This is a genomic window from Pradoshia sp. D12 (genome assembly GCF_008935075.1).
Lineage (GTDB): Bacteria > Bacillota > Bacilli > Bacillales > Pradoshiaceae > Pradoshia.
In genome coordinates, this window is sequence record NZ_CP044545.1 from 1,067,030 (window position 1) to 1,088,544 (window position 21,515).

Sequence of the window (21,515 nt, forward strand, 5' to 3'; positions counted from 1 at the left end):
GCTGGCTTGCAAAACCTTGTGAGGGCTCTTTCATTTTTTAAATGACTATAAATGTTAACAATTACAGAAATATAAATCTATTAGTATGTTAAAATATTCCTGTATAGAATTAGTGTACAGGAGTTGAAAAGATGAAAAAAGCTTTATTTATCATGATCAGTTTATGGTCCATTTTTTTGTTGATGGGATGTAATTCGGAAGAGGAAAGTAAAGAAGAAGGACAGGATATAAGGGAAATGGTTCAAGATTATAGTACGGGGAGTTTTGATAATGTCTCTGCGTCCATTACATCACATAAGTTAATTGTGAAGGATGATAAGGAGAAGTCTTATGATCTTCCTGCGGAAGAGTTTTTTGTTTCCATTGCACCCTATGTTAAAGAGACTCATCCATGTGAAATCCACAGTTTAACAGGCTGCCAGGGGGAACTGGTTAATAAGGATTTCAATGTATATATTCAAGATGAAGATGGCAAGGTCATTGTTGATGAAACCATGACTTCCTTGGAAAATGGGTTTATAGATATATGGTTACCACGGGAGAAAACATATCAGGTAAGAATTAACTATGGAGAAAAAACATCTGAAACGACGATTTCTACCTATAAGGACGACAATACCTGCATTACTACAATGCAATTAATATAGGTGTCTATTCAGAAATATGTTTGAGATTAACTATCCGCTGATTTTTTTATCTATACAAATATAAAAGTAGAGAGTGAACTAAAGGAAATAAATTGGGAATTACAACAAAAATTCAAAAAAAATCTACAAAGATTCCACCCCATAAGCAAAAGTAAAATCCGCCAATTTAAACGATGGCGGATTTTTTATATCAATGATTTATCTATTTGGTTACTGTGCTTACAAATCATTTAACGAGATAATATCCCCGCTCGAGGCGCGTACTCCATAATGACAATCTAATAGTCCGCATAATATATATTTATTTTGCTGAGAATCAAAGACATAACGAGGTGTCAGCTCAAAATGATCTTTAATTTTTTGATAAGCTTCGTTTTTATTGACCAAAACTTCTTCTGAGCAAGAAAAATGACCAAATTGATCAATAAAAGGCTGATTATCCATGTAATTAATAGCTTGCAAACTCTTCGCATCAAAAATAATCATAAGCTTTCTATGAAAAACACATTTAGTGTCTTCTTGATTTAATCGTAATATTGCGTGGATGTATCCTTGATCACGGTGTAGAGTTTTCAGTGTCCAATTTCCTGTTTCATTTGAGTATACCTGGCGCAAAAATTCAGTGACCCCTACTATACATTTTTCTTCCTCAGCTTTACTAATTGGGAATGAATCCGGGCTCTGCTCATTGGATATTGCTTGCTCGATTGTTACATCCCAACTCAATTTAAGTTCCTGTCTTTCAAATGGTTTAAGGTTGGGTTCATCCCAATATATAGGTTTATTTATTTCTAAGGGTCTCATATCTTTGTTGAAATCTAATGGGATTACAGATTTCTGTTCATTTGTAACATAAATTTCCTCCACGCCATAAACGGGGATGAGTTGTTCCGATTCAAAGGATGGAAAATTGAGTAACTTTAATTGTTTCCATGCAAGGTGTTCTATTGATTCAAGAGATAGTGTGTATACTTCTTTCTTTATCATTTCATTGGGTGGAAATAGACCATGTTTAGAGTAGAGGGTGAGGTTACCATTATGATCTACAATCACTTTAATATGACCCGAGGGAGAAAAATATATATCTTCAAAGCATGCTTCAAAGTTAAATTCCCCATTTTCTTCTTTATGCAATTTAAAGTGCTTCCCATATGACAAACCAGTTTCTTGTTCAATCCAGTTTACAACGGTGTCTCTATTAACTTCAGTAAATCTAAAGCCGTTTGCATAAGAAATGTCGCCTACAAAAATTACTCTCTCATATCTTAGGCTATTAATATCTAATTCAATAACTGCTGTGCCCTCAGGGTTAAGTTCTTCTTCCTCTTGTTCCTCCACATGATTAGGAAACCACTCCATTTCAAGAAAATATACCGTCTCATTTAAGATATTTAACTTGCGAGATAATGAATGTCGTTTCAAATAATAATTATCCAAACCAAATTTAGCTCTGGTAGAATCAATTAATTCGTTTATTTTTATATTCATATTTTGCACCTACCCCTTTATAATCAGAACGCATATTACCTTAATTATACAGAAGAGTGAGCTTTAGGTTATAAATTATTAATTCTTCGATTATTAGTAATAACAATAATCCATACAAAACATAGCTAATTAGTTGGAATTAACTATTGACGTAATGTTTGGATAAATTGTAAGATTATTCTTAATCATTAATTTGATAGCTCGGATTTAAAAAAATTAAGCAGTATTTGAGGTGTTCAAATGACAGAACGATTTTATGACCAATTAAGTAAAGATTTTGAGGAAATGGTTTCCTGGAGGAGATATTTACATCAAAATCCGGAATTGTCATTTCAAGAGTCAAACACTGCTAAATTCATTGCAGATAAGCTGCGAAGCTTTGGAATCAACGTGAAGGAGCAGGTTGGAGGAAATGGAGTGATCGGTGTTATTGAGGGCAATCATCCGGGAAAAACCATTGCTTTCCGAGCTGATTTTGATGCTTTACCAATCCATGATGAAAAGAACGTTAAGTATAAATCAAGTGTTGACGGAGTCATGCACGCTTGCGGTCACGATGGACATACATCGGCTTTACTTGCGGTAGCGAAAGTATTAAACAATCATCGCAATCAATTAAAGGGGAAAGTAGTTTTATTATTTCAACATGCGGAGGAGAAGCCACCAGGCGGTGCAAAATTTATGATAGAAGAGGGTGCTTTGGACGGTGTGGATTTCATCTTTGGTGGGCATCTTGCGACTGATTTGCCTGTGGGGAAGATTGCAACAAGACCGGGTCCTGTCATGGCATCTGTTGACGCATTTAAAATCACCTTGCAGGGGATAGGAGGACATGGTGCAAGACCGCATCAAACCATTGATACTGTAGCAATTGGGAGCAGGTTGGTTACTCATCTGCAGGAGATAGTCAGCCGCCGTGTTGATCCAGTTGAACCGGCTGTTGTAACGGTTGGAAGCTTCCATGCCGGAAACGCCTTTAATATTATTGCAGATTCGGCCATTTTGGAAGGAACTGTTCGCGCTATGAACTCGAATGTTCGCCAACAAATCGAGTCCGAAATTCGTGCTATTCTGGATGGGATGAAGGTTGCTGATAGAATTGAGTATTCATTAGAGTATATCCACGGATATCCAGTCCTGGTCAATCATAAAGAGGAAGCCTTATTAATTGAAAAATTAGTAAAAGAAACGATTTCTTTGGATGCCTTTGTTGAAAAAGACATCGTCCTTGGAGCTGAGGATTTTGCTTATTATCTGGAAGAGAGACCAGGGGCATACTTCCATGTTGGAGCACATAATGAACAGGCAGAAACACAGTTCCCTCACCATCATCCGCGATTTGATTTTGATGAAAAGGCATTGCTGCAGTTAAGCCGTATTTTTCTACAATTAGCTAATCATTATTTAGTAACAGACTAGGGGGAAGATTTATGTTTCAATTTGACCATCTTGTTCACTTTGTTAATAGCCCAGTAGAGGCAATAGAGCAGTTTCGCGATGTTGGCTTACACGCTGTTGAAGGCGGTAAGCATGAGAGTTTAGGTACATATAATTCTCTTAGTTATTTTGATTTAAGTTACATAGAATTGATCGGTGTTTATGACAAAGAGGCAGTAGTATCTTCCTCTGGTATGAAATATAGCTTAAGGGAAACATTGAAGAACGATCAATTCGTAGAAGGATTATCAAGGATCGCGCTGCGTTCCAATGATTTAGAAAGTGTTGCGGAGAGGTTTCGTCAACATGGATTGGATGTATATGGGCCGCACCCGATGAGTCGAAAAAGACCCGATGGAAGTGTGGTCAGCTGGAAGCTATTATACGCAGGGAAACAGGGAGCAAAACTAGATTTACCATTCTTTATTGAATGGGATCAAAAAGACGAAGAACGCAAACAGGATTTAAAAGATCGATCTGTCATCGCAAAGCATGAAAAAGGTGACATTCATTTATCATACGTAGGATTTGCTGTTCAAAAGCATGATGAAACAGCGAAAAAATGGGCTGAATATTTAGATTTGCAGGAAGGAGAAACCTTTATCGATTCTTCATTGAATGCTACTGGAAAAAGGCTGCATGTAATGGGTGGAGATATTGTTTTATTTAGCCCGAATGGAGAAGGCCGTGTATCCGACATTTTAAATAAAAGAGGAGAAAAGCCATTTTTAGTCCAATTTAGCGGTGCCGGACAGGATGAAGAGGTCCAAATTTCAAAAGCAATCTATAGATTTTCAAAATAAATGAAGATAAGGGTGGGGACCTATGAAAAAGCGTACATCAAACTACTTAATCGGAATTCTATTACTGGTTGGTGTATTATTCATCACTGGATGCGGAAAAGAAAGTTCAAGTAACGCTTCAAAAAATGGAGATAAAGAGATTACGATTGGCTATCAAAAAGGGAATACACTACATATTTTAAAAGAATCTGGCTATCTGGAAGATACCTTGAAAGAAAAAGGGTACAAAGTGAAATGGGAAATGTTTACACATGGCGGAACATTGTTAGAAGGATTATATGCCGGTGCCATTGACTATGGACACGCTGCTGACGGATCCGGAATCTTTGCTCAAGCCTCCGGTAAACCACTTGTATATGTAGGGGCAGATGCACCAAATCCTGAAGGTGTTGGATTGATGGTTTTAAAGGAATCAGGGATTACTTCGATTGAACAGTTAAAAGGAAAAAAGATAGGGGTTTTAAAAGGTGGTAATCATCATTATTTAGCGGTACTGGCAATTGAAAAGGCCGGTCTGTCGGTTGATGATGTGGAGTGGGTATATCCGGAGGATGCTGCGCAGGGAAGATCCATTTTTGAAACGAAAAAAGTGGATGCTTTGGCATCCTATGACCCATTCTTTGCTGCTGCTGAAGTTGAATTAGATACGATCACATTTACAGAAAACGTGGATTATCAATATCCCAATCGTACGTTCTACTATGCAACGCCAGACTTTGCGAAAGAGCATTCAGATTTAGTTGATCTTATTTTAGAAACTACGGATAAATCAGACCAATGGGCAAATGAAAATAAAGATGAAGTAGTCAAGATTATGTCCAAGGCATTGGGGATTGACGAAAAGATCGTGAAAAAGCAGTTGGATCGTCGAACATTCGGAGCAACGAAATTAACTCAGGAGATTGTGGATACACAGCAAAAACAAGCTGATAAATATTTTGAAATTGGTTTGATACCGAAAGAACTCGATGTTTCTAAAGATATGCCAATCAACTAAAAAGGAATGAAGACAATGAATCATAAAATAGTTAGGAATATTGAGCCCTGGATTATTCCAGTTATCATCCTGATTGTCTGGGAAGTCGTCGCCAGATTAGAAATTGTTAATGCTTCCCTTTTTCCTGCCCCTATCAGTGTATTAATTAGTGGTTGGGAGTTACTCGCGAGCGGTGAATTGGTCACTCATATTGGGGCAAGCTTAGGGCGCGCTGTTGTTGGGATGGTGATTGGCGGACTAATCGGTTTTGCACTTGGTATATTTAATGGCCTTTCAGATCGCTCCTATCGTTTAACAGATACGAGCATTCAAATGCTACGCAATATACCGCACTTAGCATTATTGCCGCTCGTCATTGTTTGGTTGGGAATTGACGAAGGTGCAAAAATATTTCTGGTTGTATTAGGTGTGTTGTTCCCTGTCTATGTTAATACATTCCACGGCATTCGTAATGTGGATCCAGGACTAGTTGAAATGGGGAAAATGTATAAATTAAAGGGATGGAGATTATTTAAGGAAATTCTTCTGCCTGGTGCACTTCCTTCCATCTTCGTTGGTTTACGATATGCTCTCGGTGTAATGTGGTTAACCTTAATCGTTGCTGAAACAATTCCAACACAAGTAGGAATTGGCTATTTAGCAACGAATGCAAGGGAATTTATGCAAACGGATATCATTATATTAAGTATTGTAATCTATGCGTTACTGGGTAAACTGGCAGATATCATTGCCCAATTAGGTGAGAAAAAAGCGCTGAAGTGGAACGTAAGCTACAACAAATGAAGGAGGAGGTGGTAAGAGTGAGTAAGCTGGCAGCTGTAAAGTGGGAGAGTCAGAAAGAAATAGTTAATGATCAGGCGATTCAGATTGAAATCAATGATGTTAGCAAGCAATTCGGTGACAAAGAGGTATTAAAAAATATACAGCTAACCATTGAAAAAGGAGAGTTTGTAGCCATCATTGGGAAAAGTGGAAGTGGGAAAAGTACGCTTTTAAGACTTGTCGCAGGACTAGAGACTTTAACAAGCGGAGAACTGCTATTTAATGGAGTAGCATCCAATCAATCAACTGCCAATGTGACGATGATGTACCAGGATTCAAGATTGTTGCCATGGAAAAACGTTGTTGATAATGTAGGGCTCGGTCTTGATGGGAATTGGCAAGCAAAAGCAGAGGAAGTGTTGGACGCAGTTGGCTTATTATCGTTCAAGGATCAATGGCCGTCTACATTATCAGGAGGACAAAAACAACGTGTCGCTTTAGCGCGTGCGCTCATTCATGAACCATCTTTGCTCATGCTGGATGAACCATTAAGCGCTCTTGATGCATTTACAAGGATGGAAATGCAAAATTTAATCGAAACCCTCTGGCAACGAACTGGATTTAATGCTTTACTCGTCACTCATGACGTAAGAGAAGCAATTCGTCTGGCAGACCGGATAATCCTTATACAGGATGGTTATGTATCAATGAATGTAAAAGTCGATGCACCTAGACCGCGACAATTTACAGACAATAAGTTAACGTTATTGGAGGATAAGGTCCTGCAGCGAATTATGCAGGGGGAGTAGAAATAAAGCACGTCATTATTTTGGGGAATAAACTTGAAGAGATAAACGGTATAATCAAACAACTAAAATGTAGAACAATAAAGAATTTATAAAAATGAAATTATATTGCTATTTGATGGATCTCCCCAAAAGTTAAAGTTGGATTCTAACTTTTGGGGGTCATTTTTTTGGAGAGGTCTTCTTCTACTATCTTGTATCATCATGTAAGATCTGTGAAGTAACTTAAACCAGAAGTTATATGTTGCGGTTACTCACGGTAATTCAGTATAAAACGTGGAATATCAGAAAAACAGGTTCTTAACTGGTGTGTATATTCGGTATATCTTCAAGCACTGTATACCAATTACTATGCAGTAATCTGTTGCTATGTCCTAAAGAGTTAAAGGGCTTTATCCTGACTCTTTACATCCTCATTAAGTGCATCGTATTTGATGACTCCGTTCTCTGCCATTAGAATATAATTATCTGGATTTGCAGGGTTGAGCAGGAACACAAGGTATTCTGGTCCCAGTTCACCACTAAGTTTAGCTATTGAGTCAGCCAGATAGTTCCAGTCGTCCTTCGACATTTTACCGGTTAAAATCATTTCCATTTCCACAATAAAGTTCGGATCGGTCGGCAGAATCAGGAAGGCTTTTAATTCTGCGTTGTACTCCACCTTGGCAATTCCTTGGTATGCGTCTTGAAGGATTGACAGAGCGACTTGAGGGTCAATGGACCCCTTTTGTACTGGGGGAGGGGCTTCCTCTTTAGGCTCCACGGCTGGGGGAGCTTCTTCTTTAGGTTCCTCAATTGCAGGTGCCTCTTCTTTAGGCTCTTCTACTGAGGGAGCTTCCTCTTTAGGTTCCACTGCTGCAGGAACTTCTTCTTTAGGCTCTCCCTTCGGCTTAACTACCTCTTCTTCACCACAAGCAACCAACAGACCAACAAGACCAGCAAAAAGAATCAGTTTTTTCAAGCTATATTCCTCCTTCTGAAAATACGTTATTCAGTTAGGGGATGTTTTGCTCATCACTTTCGACTATTTCTGAACTGCTTGTTTCAACATTTAATTAAACATTTCAAGCTAGTTGTTATTACACTTTATGGCATAGTGTTATGGAGTGTATATAACCTACTAACGGCCTTCTTTTAATAAAAGTAGTATAATATTGTTTGGTGGGTGATGAAATGGATAAAAAATTGGAGAGACGCAAGAGGATGGTTAAAGCTGCTAAAGAATTATTTGCAGAGCATGGTTTTGAAAAAACAACCATGCAGAAAATTGCAGATGAATCTGGTGTAGGTGTGGCAACTCTATTTCGTTATTTTCCGAAAAAAGAGCATTTAATTATTGAAGTTATAAAAGAAGTCATAGAACAACAGGTACCAATTTTTGAGAAAATTATAGAATCTAACAAAACGGGTATAGAAAAAATGGATGACGTGCTAACTGCTTATATTATGTATATAAACGAAGAAAATAGCATATCATCAAAACTTTTGGAAGCTTTCGAAGTTTATATTGCATTTATCCAAATTGAAGTTGGATTGCTAGAAGAAATACATAAGGCCTACGGGAAAATTAGCGGCATCATTTTAAAAATTATTAATGAAGGTAAGAAGGATGGAAGCATACAGCTTTCACAAACCAATGAAGTGATTATAAGTACGATCATGAATATGTTCGGAACTGCTGTAAAGAAATATTCATTATATTCTTTAATACCAGAGGATGTTTTTATCTCTGCTCCTAAAAAGGAAAATTTAATTATAGTAAAGGATATAATTCTATCATACTTACAAAAAGGGAAGTAATAAGGGTTCCGTTATTTGAGATGTATGATTTATTAGTTTTTCTTATAAGGCTCTGTTAAAGGTAAATGTTGATATTTGAAACCTTACCGAAAAGTTTGTATAATTACCATAAGAACAAACGTTCGGGAGGCGGCAAGGTTGAGCAAAGCGTTCAGTAATCTATTAAAACATATCGGCAATTTGTCACATACAGAAAAAGAACGAGTGTTTCAATGGGTAAAACGCTACGTTGAACCTTCTTCCTCTGTTGATGGTCGCCTAATCAATGAAATGCGAGAAACTCGTTTTAAAGAAGGATTTCAATGCCCTCATTGTGCATCTGAACATATTGTTCGATTTGGAAAACACAATGGTCGTCAACGCTATCGTTGCAAGTGTTGTAGTAAAACATTTACTGATACAACAAACACTGTTCTATATCGTACTCGTAAAGGTGATGAATGGATTACGTTTGTTGACTGTATGTTTAAAGGCTATTCCCTGCGAAAATCTGCCGAAATTGTAGGGGTTACTTGGGTTACACTTTTTTATTGGAGACACAAATTGTTAAGTGCATTAAAACAATTGGATTTTGAGCAATTCGAAGGTATTGTCGAAGTTGACGAGACCTATTTCCTATACTCTCAAAAAGGTCAACGTGGCATTACAGAACGAAAACCTCGTAAGCGAGGTGGCAAATCTAAGCATAGAGGAATAAGCCACGAACAAGTTTGTGTTCTTGTCGCAAGAGACCGCACCAAAGCAACTGTATCAAAAGTAGCTTGTATGGGGCGTGTTGTTAAAACCAAGGTAGAAAGTATGATAGGTTCTAAACTGACACCGAATAATGTACTTGTTACAGACGCTTGGAGAGCCTACAAAACCTATGCTAAAGAGAAAGGAATTGAACATTACAGAATTAAATCAAACGATGGTAAGCACGTTATCAAGGGCTTGTATCACATTCAAAATGTAAATGGTCTCCATTCTCGTATGAAACAATGGATAGACCGATTTAAAGGTGTGGCTACAAAGTATTTAGATAACTACCTTGCGTGGTTCTTGTTTGTAGATAGCAGGAGTAACGAAAGCACAAAACACAACATTAAAGAGTTCTTACTCACATCATTTGTATTTGAAATGACTGATACTTATGATAGTTTACGTTTATCAAAATTCAGAGCTTAGTTTCTTCTCTATTTTGAAAAAACTGTTTATTTAGCACAGCTATCTGAAAGGGAGAATTAACTTATGAAAAGAGAAGAAAGAAAAAAGCGTTTGGAAGAAATACTGAGAGAAAGAAAAAAGAATGAGGAAAAATTAGAAACCGAACGACGAATTACGGAGATGTTAGAACTATTCCCTGATAAAGATAAAGTGGAAATATTAGATGAAAAAGAAAGTGATAAGGTTGAAACTGAAATGACAGAATGCTTTCCGATTGCGTGGTACGGAAGACTTGATTGGGATAGGTTGAGTAACAAAATAGTTATCCCGAACGAAGATATTTCAAATATACCGTTTTTCCTATCACAACAAAGTTTGGAAAATACGTTACCAGTCTATATAATTGTCGGATTATACAAATACCCTGTGGTCAAGACTTCATTAACGACAGCTTTGGACAATATTGAAGAGATTATGAGTATGGGACCAGACCAGTGGATTTACTGCCCTTTATCAAAATATGTGATTGAGTTTTTCCACGATGACATAATATCTGTGGGTTGGTTGTAAAATCGTTCGTGATAAACAGATGGTGGGAAACCTTATTGATAAGACTTCCCTTTAATCTCACCTAATATCAACATTGAAATTTAACACAGCCTCTTATAAAATACTGCACAATAAATATTGTCATCATGGTTTCAAACTATGAAAGAAGAAAAAAAGACGCGTAATTTACACGTCTTTTTTTCTATCTTTTTATGATAAACAATCCTAAATAGAACTTTATATATGGGTAGATCGCTTCTATTATTTTTTTACTGTATTAATTTCAAGTAATTTATCTACAATTGCATCTGTTAGTTCCTGTGCTGTCTGTGGAACAAATTTGGTTAGTATTTGATTGACCATTGCACCCATCATACCGCCAGCAGTGATATCAAGATGTCCTGACATTTTAGTTGTCTTTTCGTCAATGACTTCGGCACGGAAATAGCCTCCGCCATTAAAGTTATCAGACAAACCTTTTAGATCAAAAATTACTTCGGATGGTTCATTCCATTCTTTAATATCGATTTGGAGCTTAACTGTCTTTTTCATAAACCCTAAGTCACCCTTGAATGCCCAAGTAGATTGGCGTTCACTTAAAATTTCATGGTCGATATATCCTGGAACAAGTGGAGCCCATTTGTTCATGTCATGAACAAATTCCCAAATTGTTTGAATATCTAATGGTACTTCAACTGTATGTGTTCCTTGTGGCATGATCTGCACCTTCCCGTTTCTGTATGGTTGTTTTATATGGTTATTGACGCAAATGAGTCATTATCTAAGAAAGTCTTTGTTTTTTTATTATGAATTGGCTGCGTGCTGTCCAGCTAAGAAGCCAAATACCATAGCAGGCCCGATTGTTCCGCCGGCACTTGGATAAATTGGGCCAAGTGGATTTCCTGAAGCATTTCCGGCAGCGTATAAACCTTTAATTGGTTCACCATTAAAGTTAACAACTTGTCCATTTTCATTGATTTTTGGTCCGCCATTCGTACCGAGTGCACCTAAATAGATAGGTAATGCGTAAAATGGACCTTTTTCAATTTTGCCTAGGTTTTTCTCAGGACTTCCGCCGCCATTTGTTAAGGCTTCAAACTGTATCGTACCGCGGTGGAAATCAGGGTCTTCACCTTGCTCACAATATTCGTTCCATTTTTGAATCTCCATTTCCAAACCGTCTGGATCAACACCAATTTTTTCAGCTAGCTCGCGAATAGTATCAGCTTGATCTACCCATTCAGGTGCAGGATCACCAGGTGCCATAGTAATAATGAGTTCGCTATCTTTTAGCTGTTGGTCAAAAATCATCCAGTTTGGTCCTTTGTTTGGAAACTCTACTTTTACTGGATCATAATTAAAGAAGGCTCTTGGCATATCGTTATAGGTTGTTCCTTCATGGACGAATCGGCGTCCGTATTTATTCACGATGATAGAGTTTGGACCATTACGGCCACCACCTAGCTGCGCCATTACATTATCTTCATATTCAAATGTTGGATCCACCATTGCTGGATACCACCATGCTTCACTCATATTTTCAAGTGCAGCGCCAGCCTTCATAGCCATTAAGAGTGCGTCTCCTTCATTACCAGGAGGGGTAACTGGATGAGTGAACTCAGCTTTTAAGAAGGCTTTGACTAATTGTTTATTCCATTCAAATCCGCCTGATGCTAGAATTACTCCTTTGCGTGCAGCGAAACGTAAAATTTCTCCATCTTTTGTTTCAGCGACAATTCCGACTACTTGTCCATCCTCGTCCATAATTAGCTCTTTACCAGGCTGTTTCGATTAAGGTTTCGACGCCGCGATCCAAGCATGCTTTAAATAAAGAAGCGACTAATGAGCGACCCATAGTAACAATATTATTTTGCATACGCTCAGCCACTAACTGGAAGTCAATTCCTCCAACGGCTCCGCCTTCTTCTAATGTCAGAGGAGGGAAAATTGGGTTTTGACGGACTAATGAACCCCATTCTCCAATTTCATTTAAATCAAATGGAGCAGGGTCTAATGAACGTGTCCCATGTTTTAATGCCTCATCCATACGTGCATAATATTCTGGATAAGATTTTGGAGAAACAAATTTGACAGGAGTATGATCATCTAAAAACTTAATGATTTCATGTCCTTTATCTACAAAAGTTTCAATCATAGAATCTTCTGCTCGGCCAAGTGCTAAGCGTTTTATGAAATTAATAGCATCTTCACGATTATCTTCATACCCTTTTTCTTTCATATAATGATTAAGTGGAATCCAAGGAACTCCACCTGAAAAAGCAGTTGTTCCACCGATTTGATGGGTCTTTTCTAACACAAGAACCTTGGAACCGCTTTCAGAAGCGGCCACAGCAGCTGTCAAAGCGGCGCCACCAGTCCCTAAAACGATTACATCTACTTCTTTGTCCCAATTAGTAGGTATTTTACTAGACAAAAAATCATCCCCTTTGCCATTTTTGATAGTGACACTATCAATAAATTGATTATCACCGATAATTCTAATTATTTCAAGTTATTTGTCTAATTTGTGAAAAAAATAATTTATTATGTTTCTAGAATGCAAAACTCCAACCTTATCAATAGTGGGATAAGAACAATAGAACCATCGGAATATGTCTTTTGGACTATGTGGTAGAGAGAATATTAAAAGGGTAAGTGGTATAAACATGAACTAAGTTGTTTAAATGGTGAATAGGGGAGTTTTAAATTGAAGGAGAGGGGTAGCTTTTTTATCACATTATTACATATTTTGATATGCTTAATGGTGGTAGGACTCTTAAATTTTACTGTTTCAACCGGATAGAGTGATGTTGGATTGCCAGGAGAAGGATTATTAAAAACTTATATCTCTATAACATTTTGTGCACAGCTGATGATTCAAGTTCTTTTCTATCTTATCTCTCGTTCAGTTAAAAGGAGAGGACATTCAACTTTTATAAATATTTGTTCTATATTCTTAATTACAATTAGTTTTTTATTTTATATTTACTATATTATAGCGAGTTTTATTTACTATTAATAAATAAAAACTCATTGAACAACGGTAATTATTACTCAATTAGCTGATCATATCTTCGACCAAGCCAGTGCCGATTAGAAGTTTTTTCAGGACAATCTATGAATAGTAGAGTGATTTTTCCAATATATATATATGAATTAGTAGTTGATCAATGCTTGTCATTTGATTCATATTCAACTATAATTCCTCTGTTAAAAAATAAGTTTTGCGGAGGACAACATGAATTTAAAAGGCAAGAAGATTTATTTAGCAAGTGGTTGGTTTAACGATAATCAGGCACAGCGACTTTCCAAAGCAGAAGAAGTTCTGCGAAATATGGGCTTTGACGTATTTAGTCCAAGAGAGCATCAATTTAAGGAATATGTGTATAATACACAGCCTTGGCGAGATGTAGTTTTTAAGAATGATGTAGACCATGTAAAAGATGCAGATCTCATTTTCGCGATATATGATGAAACAGATTCTGGGACAATGTTTGAGATTGGGTTAGCTTATTCAATTGGTAAACCCATCTTTGTCTTCCACGAGAAAGAAGAATATTGCAACTTAATGATCACAGAATCATTGCAAGCTTATTTTAAAACGTGGGAAGAAGTGCAGAACTATGATTGGACTACTTGCCGATTGATTCGTTTTGAAGGAGAAGTAGAATAAGCATTTTTGCTAAGTAGTAAACTATTAATAATATGAATATCATTAAATTAAAAGCCGGTCTAAGACTGGCTTTTTTTATTTATGAAGCAAAAATATCATTCTCTATTTTTCCAAGACATTTGAAAGAAAAAGATGAAACTTATGTCTGCATTATCGTTAATTTTCAGGTAGTAGATGATTATATGGAGTATTAACATGATGTCCTAAAAATAAATTTCAAAAAGATAGAGGGAATAAATCTACAAGTAGATTTATATGAATGAATTATAAATGAAGGAAAGTTTAGAGAGAGGGTGGGTCTTGTTAGATCAGATTTTAAATACACAGCTAATCCAGTTCAAGGATCAATTGAATACATGGGAAGAAGCTATTCAATTAGCGGCTGCTCCCTTGATAGAAAATGATTCTATTGAACAGACTTATGTAGATAAAATAATCAGTAATACGAAGGAACTAGGTCCTTATTATGTACTTGGCCCAAACATTGCTTTGCCTCATGCAAGACCGGAATTTGGTGTAAAACAGATGGGATTAAGCTTTCTAGTTATGAAAGAACCTGTATGGTTTTCGGATAAGGACCACCATAAGGTTCAGCTGATTATTGTACTGGCAGCGGTGGATAATCAATCACATCTAGAAGCACTATCTGAATTGGCAGCTGTCTTAGGTGAAGAATTGAATGTGAAACAACTAATCCATTCCAAATCCAAAGATGATTTTTTAGAGCAATTATTTTCATTTATACAATAGGAGGCAGCAAGATGAAAATATTAGTTGTATGTGGGAACGGTTTAGGAAGTAGTTTTATTGCAGAAATGAATGTAAAGAAAGCTTTGCGTGAAATGAATCGGGAGGCAGAAGTAGGGCATACCGATTTAACATCCGCCAAAGCGGAGACAGTAGATTACTATATTGGTTCACCTGAAATCATGGAGCAGTTAGAGGGAGATGGAAGGAAAGTCATTCCGCTCATTAATTTATTCAATGTCGAAGAAATCAAAACTGTTTTAGAAAAACATCTGGAGGATATATAACATGGATTTGATAGTAGACATATTAAGTACTCCGGCGATTTTGGTTGGTTTATTCGCTCTGATTGGTTTATTGCTGCAGAAAAGAGCAGCTACTGAGGTTGTATCTGGAACATTAAAGACAATTATGGGCTTCCTGATTATTGGTGCTGGTGCAACTGTCATTACGGGTTCACTCTATTTCTTTGGAAAAATGTTAGAGAAGGGCTTCGATATAGATGGTGTTATCCCGAACAACGAAGCGATCGTTGCGATGGCTCAAAATGCTTTTGGTACTGAAACAGCTTTAATCATGTTGTTAGGTATGATTATTAATATCCTCTTAGCTCGCTTCACTCCATTTAAATATATATTCTTAACAGGACACCATATTATGTTTATGGCTTGTTTGTTAGCAGTCGTATTATCGACAGGCGGACTAGATGGAGCAGCTTTAATTATAATTGGGTCTATTATTCTAGGATTATTAATGGTTTTAAGTCCAGCCCTGCTACAGCCCTTTGTTAGAAGGATTACAGGTAATGATGACATTGCGATCGGTCACTTTGGTTCATTCGGATATTGGGTTGCTGGATTAGTAGGTAAAGGAGCAGGGAATAGAGCTAAGTCAACAGAAGATATTCGAGTGCCAAGAAGTTTAGGATTCCTTAGAGATACATCCGTAGCAATCTCCTTAACTATGTTAGTTATGTTCTTTATCGTTTCGATTGCTGCTGGTCCAGCTTACATTGAAAATGAGTTGAGCGGCGGTCAAAACTTTATTGTATTTTGCCTTATCCAAGCAATCACGTTCGCTGCAGGTGTTTATATCGTTTTAGCGGGTGTTCGATTATTATTAGCAGAAATCATTCCTGCCTTCAAAGGGGTAGCGGACAAAGTTGTTCCTCATGCTAAACCGGCATTGGATGTACCAGTGGTGTTCCCTTTCGCCCCAAATGCAGTCATTATTGGTTTTATTTTTAGCTTTCTCGGAGGTATTATAAGTATGTTTTTACTTCCGTTATTTGGCTTGAAAGTAATTGTTCCTGGTCTAGTACCACACTTCTTTTGCGGAGCAACAGCTGGTGTATTCGGAAACGCTACAGGCGGCAGAAGAGGAGCTATGTTAGGTGCATTTGTTAACGGTATTCTGATCAGCTTCTTGCCAGCATTATTACTACCGGTCTTAGGAGACTTAGGTTTTGAAGGTACAACATTTGGCGATACCGATTTCGCGATCGTGGGTATTTTCTTAGGATATTTAATGAAACTATTTATGTAGATGCTAGAAAAGCATCGAACAACAGAAGAAGTGATAAATATTTTAGTTTTAAATGAGTTTTAACGCAAAAAAAGCAACTACATCATAATTTGTAGTTGCTTTCTTTAATGTTTTGAATAAAATTTTCTGCGTAGACCCAGGTATTCTGTTGCCGTGATCATCATTTGAGCTTTCTTTGCTTGTTGATGTGCCATTACAATGTTTGAGCATTTCATATAAGCTTGATCTAGTACATTCTTGACCTCTTGCCGTTTATCTTCTGCGATTTCATCTGGGAACCAATCATTTGCGAACCCTGTAATCATATATAATGAAATTACTTTTTCGGGGAATGATGTTGTATCACGATTGTCCAGTTCTTCTATTATCCTTGCTAAATTAGTGTTTGATTTGAGCAGGTTATAATAGCTTGCTGTTGCCTCGTATAAAGCGTCCAGCTCTTGTTTGTGATGTAATGCTTGGAGTGTTGTCACCGCTTCTTCAATCGTATCAAACCAATCATTTATTCCGGAGATTAAAAGGCTGGTTTGCGGGTCTGCTAACCCATATCCATTCATCACTTCGCAATCTGGGTAATGCTTTAACAATTCATTTTTTGTCGTGAAGATATCCCCGTGATAGGTCTCTCCTAAAGTATCATATACTTTATTGGCATAGAGACGAATCAGGTTTCCCTCTTTCATTTCCACTATCACTTCAAGCTTCTCCATCTTGCATTCCTTCTTTCATGTAGGTTTTGGATAGGATAGCAGCTATATTGTAAATTTGTTTTATAAGTATGTATCAAAAAAGAAAGGTTATATATTTACTTTACCTTCTGCTTAATCGTTTTGTATAGAGACAAAATATTACTAATAAACTGATTCTTTGAGAGAATCACCAGTGTATAACAACTAGTTAAGAATCATAGAGAAGTAGTGAAATTTAATGTAAATATGTGGTTAAATAAATGGAAGAAGGGGTTAGGTATATTCTTCTTTTCAAAAAATAGTGAGGGGTAATATCTATGTTCAAAATTACAAAGAATCCGTCTGGAAATACATACCGTGAGCTTATTGAATTGGCATTTAGTTCTTAGAAAGGATATGGGAGACTTAACTAAGTTTGCCCCCATTCAACGAAAGTTTGATCCATCATTTAAGCTTATGAAAGAGCAATCTGAATGGGCAAGTAACATTTTAGGAGATAATCAAACTGCAAAAGTATATTATTTTTCCACAGATGAATATGCAAAAAAAACAGTCTTGGAACTATCCAATTCTTTATTTGGTTGGGTTTTCCCTGACTTACCTGAAGATTTATCATTTTTTAAAGAAGGTGAGGACTGGCTGGCAACTAATTCTCATGAATCAGAGTGCTATATAATGACATCAGATAAAAATGAAATAGCCAAAATTAATGCAATTAAAGGTTTAACTTATGAATGGGAAAGAGGAAAAGTAAGGGCTGTTAAGAAAGCTAGTAAAAACAAGCGTATGTCTAAGCATTCCAGACCATGGGAAAATGTAAATTAAATTATTTTTTGTATAAAGAGGTGGATGTACTTGTTTTTAAATGATATTCAGTTATTAGATGAGAGTGATAAAACAAATATATATACAGATGCAATATGTATAACTGAAATGTTTTTATGGTATCTAGGTAAGAAATTTAAAACAGAAGATTGTAAAGCCATTTTCTTTCACTGTGGTGATTATGAAAATGTCCGGGTCATTAAAGAAGAACAAGAAGGCTACGATGTTCTGGTCCCTAAAAATAGTTATGATGTTCAATTACCTTTAGACTTATCAAAGTATAATAAAGCAACTGACTTTGGTAAAAAGAAGATATTAACGTTAGCTTTGCAGAGGGGGATGACTTATTTAGCTGAATCTAAGGATTGGGATATAAAGAAGGTTGATCAATCAATAGAAAGAATGTATGAAAAAAAATTAACACATACTTTTCAAGCGTGGAAAGGAAAGCTATCACCTGATAAAAGGAAATTAGCTTATCCATTAGTTCACTTAGATTTAAATGAATTTAAAGTATCACTTATTGTAGAAGATAGAAGAAAGCAAATAATAGCGACTAAAGAGATTGCCGTAACAAAGCCTGATTTGGATGAATTAGGTTATTATATGAAAAAATTAGAATGGCTAAGTGATTCCGAAGTAATTCTTTATACCAGAGCTCATAAAAAGACATATAATAGTATACTTTTATAAAAATAGGTTTGTATTTAACATACCATCAATAATAGCACAGACCAAGGCAAAGAACGTCTAATCAAACTAGCGAAGGTTCCTTATATGCCATTCCACAATTTCAGACATACTCATGCAACGATATGAATGAGGATGGGTGAGAATCCGAAAGTGGTTAGTGAGCGTCTGGGACATGCCAGAGTTGGGATAACACTCGATATCTATTCCCATACAATGAGGAAATGCAGAAGCGGACAGCGGATCGGTTTGGTGAACATTTTGGATTTAACGGAAATAATGGAGACAGCTGAACCCATGGAAAGACGGGGATCGTGCAGTGTCGTGTGCAGCTTTTGTGCAGTCTTTGGGCAATGTATAAATATACAGGAAAAATCGGACATTTAACGAAAAACAGAAAAAAGGCTCAAACCCTTGATACTCTTAGGTTTAAGCCTTCTTGAAAAGTATGATCCCGACTGGGTTCGAACCAGCGACCCCCACCCTGTCAAGGTGGTGCTCTCCCAGCTGAGCTACGGAATCAGAATACTATGTAATTAACAATATTTAATATAAAGGGTAAGTCAGTTAAAGTCAAGATGAATTTTTGTTGTAGGATCTTTCTTCTATATAAATACACAAAGCGATCCTTTAAATTAGAGAAGGAACATAGCCTTTTTAGTCCTCATGAATCTGTCTGACATTCTTCAGAGTAAAGTCTGTAATAATCATCACCAAGATCTGTCTAATAATTGGCGATTTTGAAAGCAAATTTATCATTCAGTTGATCTTTTTGCGCATACTAAAAATTATAAAATCTTTAGTAAATTTGTTTGACATAATTTACTAAAAATGATATTTTTAGTATACATCAGTTCTTTATAGAGAACTAGTGACTATTGATCTATGAATTATATCTATAAGTTTGAGAGAACTGATTGTAGTTTAGGATTATATCTATAAAAGATAGATAAACTCAATACAATAATAGGATGAAAAGGGCCTGCTTTGCTCCGTGTGTTCTAAATAAAGAACGATACATCAGGGGTGAAGGAGAAAAAAGTATGTCAAAAACGAATCTTGAGTTGAGGTTCTTCATGTGAAAATAACTTTTGATGGTGGGCAAGTTAACGGTGGTCACAGAGGAAGTTGATTGTGTAGAGAAGGAAAAAGCCCTTATACAAATTTATCGTATAGGGCTTTTTTTAAAATTGGAGTGATGAAGTTGATTCAGGTATTGAAGCAGATGGTGTACCAGGCGTTTGGATTTGCAATCAAAAGTGAAGTTGCCAGAGTTAATTTAGCTTGAAGGATAGAAATCTTAATATATCAACTTTTATTATGTCCAAAAGGAATGTAGTCAGTGATATGGATGGGGAGAAAGTGATGTTAAGCGTCCATAATGTTAAATATTATAATCTCGGTGAAGTCGGAGGCTTAACCTGGGAACTAATGAATGAACCTAAGTATCGATGAGCTTGTGGATCGATTAACAGAAGAGTATGACGGAAGCCCTGAAGAATGTGAAAGTCAGGTTCGTTCATTTCCTGGATATGTTGAAAAAAGAAGAATTAATTGACTAAACCATTACTTCCTAAGGAGTTATGTTTATGAACCTCATTCAGAAAGCTCGAACCTTGCTGTCCATAGATAGTAAAACCTTCATGATGTATGCAGAAGCTTATTGTTCCTTGGGAGTGGCCCGGATACAAAAGAGTCTGCCCTTTTCTAAAATTGCGCCTAAATTGGGCAGAAAGATGGAAGAGACCTCATTAACTTATGTGCCAGCCCATACTGAAATCCTGGAGTTAGTGTCCAAAAGTTTGGAGACGATGAGTAGATATACGTTTTGGGAAAGTAAATGTCTTGTTATGGCGATTGCAGGAATGAGAATGCTCGAGCGGCGTGGCATTGAAAGTACTCTTTATATGGCAACAGCAAGAGATAAGGAAGGAAAGATGAAGGCTCATGCCTGGCTGCGGAGTGGATTATATTTTGTAACTGGAGCCAATGGGAAGGAAGGATACACAGTGGTGGGAACCTTTGCTAAAAGAATGGGGGATCAGAAGGAGAAAAAATGATGGATAGACAACCTTTGCACGTGACCGGTTTTTCCAAAGAGCTGAACCTAATGTTCGCCTTGAGCAAGGTACCAACATGGCAGAAGAGGATATGGAAAAAGTAATTAACTGTTTGCAGATGGTCTTAAGAAGTAAATAATCTGAGCTAAAGAGGAGAGAAAATGATAGGAAGAAATATACAGGAAATACGTAAACGTAAAGGAATGACACTGACCCAGCTAGCTGCAAATGCCGGAATATCTAAATCCTATTTAAGCAATATTGAAAGGGGAGTGAATCAAAATCCTTCAATTGAAGTATTGAAAAGGCTAGCGTTTGTTTTAAATGCAGATTTAAAAACTTTATTGCGCGTACAAGAAGGTGTTGAAACCAATCAAAATATGAATCAGGAATTAATCAACCTAATCGAGGAATTAAAGACAACCGTAATTGATAAAGAACAAATGGATGAGTATCGGGCATTAATTGAGTATATTATGTGGAAAAGCAAAGTAAAATAATTGCCCAACCCTACCAAAATATCGAAATCATCCTAGCCAATGATGGATCAGAATTTATGGTTATACGCAGGATGGAATGCATAGTATAGATCAGTTAAAAATCGGTGATAATCAGTGGCCGGTCGCTGTTGATGGCCATAGGCTTGAGACTCGACCTTATTTGCTGTGGAAATTGGATTACATGCATTATAAATACGGGAGTTGGCTCTGGAAGAGTGCTTTTACGTTTGTCGTCATCTAACTCATTCTGTGGGAGGTTTAGGATTGAAAAAGCCAAATTTCCAGGTCGTATTTTGGTTGCTATATCAGTAATGAATGATGGAATTCAAAAAGCCTCCCGGTTATGACGGG

General features: G+C 36.7%; 25 protein-coding genes, 1 tRNA gene and 1 pseudogene. 20 read left to right on the top strand and 7 right to left on the bottom strand.

Annotation, left to right across the window (positions count from 1 at the left end):
* The first annotated feature begins 131 nt into the window (after positions 1-131).
* Positions 132-647, top strand: a complete 516-nt coding sequence (locus tag F7984_RS05295) for a CueP family metal-binding protein (protein WP_140461175.1) — start codon at positions 132-134, stop codon at positions 645-647.
* 219 nt (positions 648-866) lie between these two features.
* Here F7984_RS05295 and F7984_RS05300 read toward each other — a convergent pair whose 3' ends face one another.
* Positions 867-2,135: a hypothetical protein gene (locus F7984_RS05300; protein ID WP_066101257.1), complete on the bottom strand. Its 1,269-nt coding sequence runs from the start codon at positions 2,133-2,135 to the stop codon at positions 867-869.
* Between the two features lie 240 nt (positions 2,136-2,375).
* On the opposite strand from F7984_RS05300, the gene F7984_RS05305 reads away from it, so the two are divergent.
* Genes F7984_RS05305 through F7984_RS05325 form a run of 5 tightly spaced genes read left to right on the top strand, consistent with a single transcriptional unit; the run spans position 2,376 to position 6,943 of the window.
* The gene (locus F7984_RS05305; RefSeq protein WP_140461176.1) at positions 2,376-3,554 is read left to right on the top strand and encodes a M20 metallopeptidase family protein; all 1,179 of its coding nucleotides are present in this window, start codon (positions 2,376-2,378) and stop codon (positions 3,552-3,554) included.
* A gap of 11 nt (positions 3,555-3,565) precedes the next feature.
* Positions 3,566-4,375, top strand: coding sequence for a VOC family protein (locus tag F7984_RS05310; RefSeq protein ID WP_066101251.1), 810 nt, complete (start codon positions 3,566-3,568; stop codon positions 4,373-4,375).
* A 22-nt stretch (positions 4,376-4,397) separates the two neighbouring features.
* Positions 4,398-5,372 carry an aliphatic sulfonate ABC transporter substrate-binding protein gene (locus F7984_RS05315; RefSeq protein WP_066101248.1) on the top strand — a complete coding sequence of 325 codons (975 nt, stop codon included), beginning with the start codon at positions 4,398-4,400 and terminating at the stop codon, positions 5,370-5,372.
* A gap of 15 nt (positions 5,373-5,387) precedes the next feature.
* On the top strand, positions 5,388-6,155 hold the full coding sequence (locus tag F7984_RS05320; RefSeq protein ID WP_066101245.1) for an ABC transporter permease subunit: 768 nt from the start codon (positions 5,388-5,390) through the stop codon (positions 6,153-6,155).
* Between the two features lie 17 nt (positions 6,156-6,172).
* On the top strand, positions 6,173-6,943 hold the full coding sequence (locus F7984_RS05325; RefSeq protein WP_225983666.1) for an ATP-binding cassette domain-containing protein: 771 nt from the start codon (positions 6,173-6,175) through the stop codon (positions 6,941-6,943).
* Positions 6,944-7,322: 379 nt separating this feature from the next.
* Here F7984_RS05325 and F7984_RS05330 read toward each other — a convergent pair whose 3' ends face one another.
* Positions 7,323-7,901 carry a hypothetical protein gene (locus tag F7984_RS05330; RefSeq protein ID WP_139891394.1) on the bottom strand — a complete coding sequence of 193 codons (579 nt, stop codon included), beginning with the start codon at positions 7,899-7,901 and terminating at the stop codon, positions 7,323-7,325.
* A 212-nt stretch (positions 7,902-8,113) separates the two neighbouring features.
* Here F7984_RS05330 and F7984_RS05335 point away from each other — a divergent pair, with 212 nt between their 5' ends.
* The 3 genes from F7984_RS05335 to F7984_RS05345 all read left to right on the top strand — a co-directional run bounded on the left by F7984_RS05335 (position 8,114) and on the right by F7984_RS05345 (position 10,456).
* Entirely contained in the window at positions 8,114-8,740 is a 627-nt protein-coding gene (locus tag F7984_RS05335; protein ID WP_066101237.1) for a TetR/AcrR family transcriptional regulator, read from the top strand.
* Positions 8,741-8,878: 138 nt separating this feature from the next.
* Entirely contained in the window at positions 8,879-9,907 is a 1,029-nt protein-coding gene (locus F7984_RS05340; RefSeq protein WP_140461177.1) for an IS1595 family transposase, read from the top strand.
* 63 nt (positions 9,908-9,970) lie between these two features.
* Positions 9,971-10,456, top strand: a complete 486-nt coding sequence (locus tag F7984_RS05345; RefSeq protein ID WP_140461178.1) for a CDI toxin immunity protein — start codon at positions 9,971-9,973, stop codon at positions 10,454-10,456.
* Positions 10,457-10,696: 240 nt separating this feature from the next.
* Here the strand turns inward: F7984_RS05345 and F7984_RS05350 are convergent, their stop codons facing one another.
* The 3 genes from F7984_RS05350 to F7984_RS19495 all read right to left on the bottom strand — a co-directional run bounded on the left by F7984_RS05350 (position 10,697) and on the right by F7984_RS19495 (position 12,869).
* Complete coding sequence (locus F7984_RS05350; protein WP_066101234.1) at positions 10,697-11,152, bottom strand: SRPBCC family protein; 456 nt, start codon at positions 11,150-11,152, stop codon at positions 10,697-10,699.
* A gap of 87 nt (positions 11,153-11,239) precedes the next feature.
* Entirely contained in the window at positions 11,240-12,199 is a 960-nt protein-coding gene (locus tag F7984_RS19490) for an FAD-binding protein (RefSeq protein WP_151675516.1), read from the bottom strand.
* 10 nt (positions 12,200-12,209) lie between these two features.
* Complete coding sequence (locus tag F7984_RS19495; RefSeq protein WP_192796832.1) at positions 12,210-12,869, bottom strand: FAD-dependent oxidoreductase; 660 nt, start codon at positions 12,867-12,869, stop codon at positions 12,210-12,212.
* Between the two features lie 804 nt (positions 12,870-13,673).
* On the opposite strand from F7984_RS19495, the gene F7984_RS05365 reads away from it, so the two are divergent.
* The 5 genes from F7984_RS05365 (at position 13,674) to F7984_RS05380 (ending at position 16,400) form a co-directional block, all read left to right on the top strand.
* On the top strand, positions 13,674-14,108 hold the full coding sequence (locus tag F7984_RS05365; RefSeq protein ID WP_140461179.1) for a nucleoside 2-deoxyribosyltransferase: 435 nt from the start codon (positions 13,674-13,676) through the stop codon (positions 14,106-14,108).
* Between the two features lie 32 nt (positions 14,109-14,140).
* The gene (locus F7984_RS18905) at positions 14,141-14,302 is read left to right on the top strand and encodes a hypothetical protein (protein ID WP_192796833.1); all 162 of its coding nucleotides are present in this window, start codon (positions 14,141-14,143) and stop codon (positions 14,300-14,302) included.
* A 106-nt stretch (positions 14,303-14,408) separates the two neighbouring features.
* On the top strand, positions 14,409-14,858 hold the full coding sequence (locus F7984_RS05370) for a PTS sugar transporter subunit IIA (protein WP_181161978.1): 450 nt from the start codon (positions 14,409-14,411) through the stop codon (positions 14,856-14,858).
* An 11-nt stretch (positions 14,859-14,869) separates the two neighbouring features.
* Positions 14,870-15,142 (top strand): PTS sugar transporter subunit IIB, encoded by a 273-nt coding sequence (locus F7984_RS05375; protein WP_066101225.1) that lies wholly within the window; start codon positions 14,870-14,872, stop codon positions 15,140-15,142.
* 1 nt (position 15,143) lies between these two features.
* Positions 15,144-16,400, top strand: a complete 1,257-nt coding sequence (locus F7984_RS05380) for a PTS ascorbate transporter subunit IIC (protein WP_066101224.1) — start codon at positions 15,144-15,146, stop codon at positions 16,398-16,400.
* A gap of 104 nt (positions 16,401-16,504) precedes the next feature.
* Here the strand turns inward: F7984_RS05380 and F7984_RS05385 are convergent, their stop codons facing one another.
* A complete protein-coding gene (locus F7984_RS05385; RefSeq protein ID WP_140461181.1) occupies positions 16,505-17,110 on the bottom strand; it encodes a hypothetical protein in 606 nt (201 codons plus the stop codon).
* Between the two features lie 336 nt (positions 17,111-17,446).
* On the opposite strand from F7984_RS05385, the gene F7984_RS05390 reads away from it, so the two are divergent.
* The 3 genes from F7984_RS05390 (at position 17,447) to F7984_RS19625 (ending at position 18,991) form a co-directional block, all read left to right on the top strand.
* Positions 17,447-17,914, top strand: a complete 468-nt coding sequence (locus F7984_RS05390; protein WP_181161979.1) for a stage III sporulation protein AH — start codon at positions 17,447-17,449, stop codon at positions 17,912-17,914.
* A 30-nt stretch (positions 17,915-17,944) separates the two neighbouring features.
* Entirely contained in the window at positions 17,945-18,607 is a 663-nt protein-coding gene (locus F7984_RS05395) for a hypothetical protein (protein ID WP_140461182.1), read from the top strand.
* A gap of 126 nt (positions 18,608-18,733) precedes the next feature.
* The gene (locus F7984_RS19625; protein ID WP_318839205.1) at positions 18,734-18,991 is read left to right on the top strand and encodes a hypothetical protein; all 258 of its coding nucleotides are present in this window, start codon (positions 18,734-18,736) and stop codon (positions 18,989-18,991) included.
* A gap of 62 nt (positions 18,992-19,053) precedes the next feature.
* Here F7984_RS19625 and F7984_RS05405 read toward each other — a convergent pair.
* Positions 19,054-19,126 (bottom strand) — tRNA-Val (locus F7984_RS05405).
* Between the two features lie 798 nt (positions 19,127-19,924).
* Between F7984_RS05405 and F7984_RS19685 the strand changes: the two are divergent.
* The 3 genes and pseudogenes from F7984_RS19685 to F7984_RS05420 all read left to right on the top strand — a co-directional run bounded on the left by F7984_RS19685 (position 19,925) and on the right by F7984_RS05420 (position 21,164).
* Positions 19,925-20,162 (top strand): annotated as a pseudogene (locus tag F7984_RS19685) (lasso peptide biosynthesis PqqD family chaperone).
* A gap of 31 nt (positions 20,163-20,193) precedes the next feature.
* Positions 20,194-20,664 carry a lasso peptide biosynthesis B2 protein gene (locus tag F7984_RS05415; RefSeq protein ID WP_066101218.1) on the top strand — a complete coding sequence of 157 codons (471 nt, stop codon included), beginning with the start codon at positions 20,194-20,196 and terminating at the stop codon, positions 20,662-20,664.
* 161 nt (positions 20,665-20,825) lie between these two features.
* A complete protein-coding gene (locus F7984_RS05420; protein ID WP_066101217.1) occupies positions 20,826-21,164 on the top strand; it encodes a helix-turn-helix domain-containing protein in 339 nt (112 codons plus the stop codon).
* Positions 21,165-21,515 lie beyond the last annotated feature (351 nt).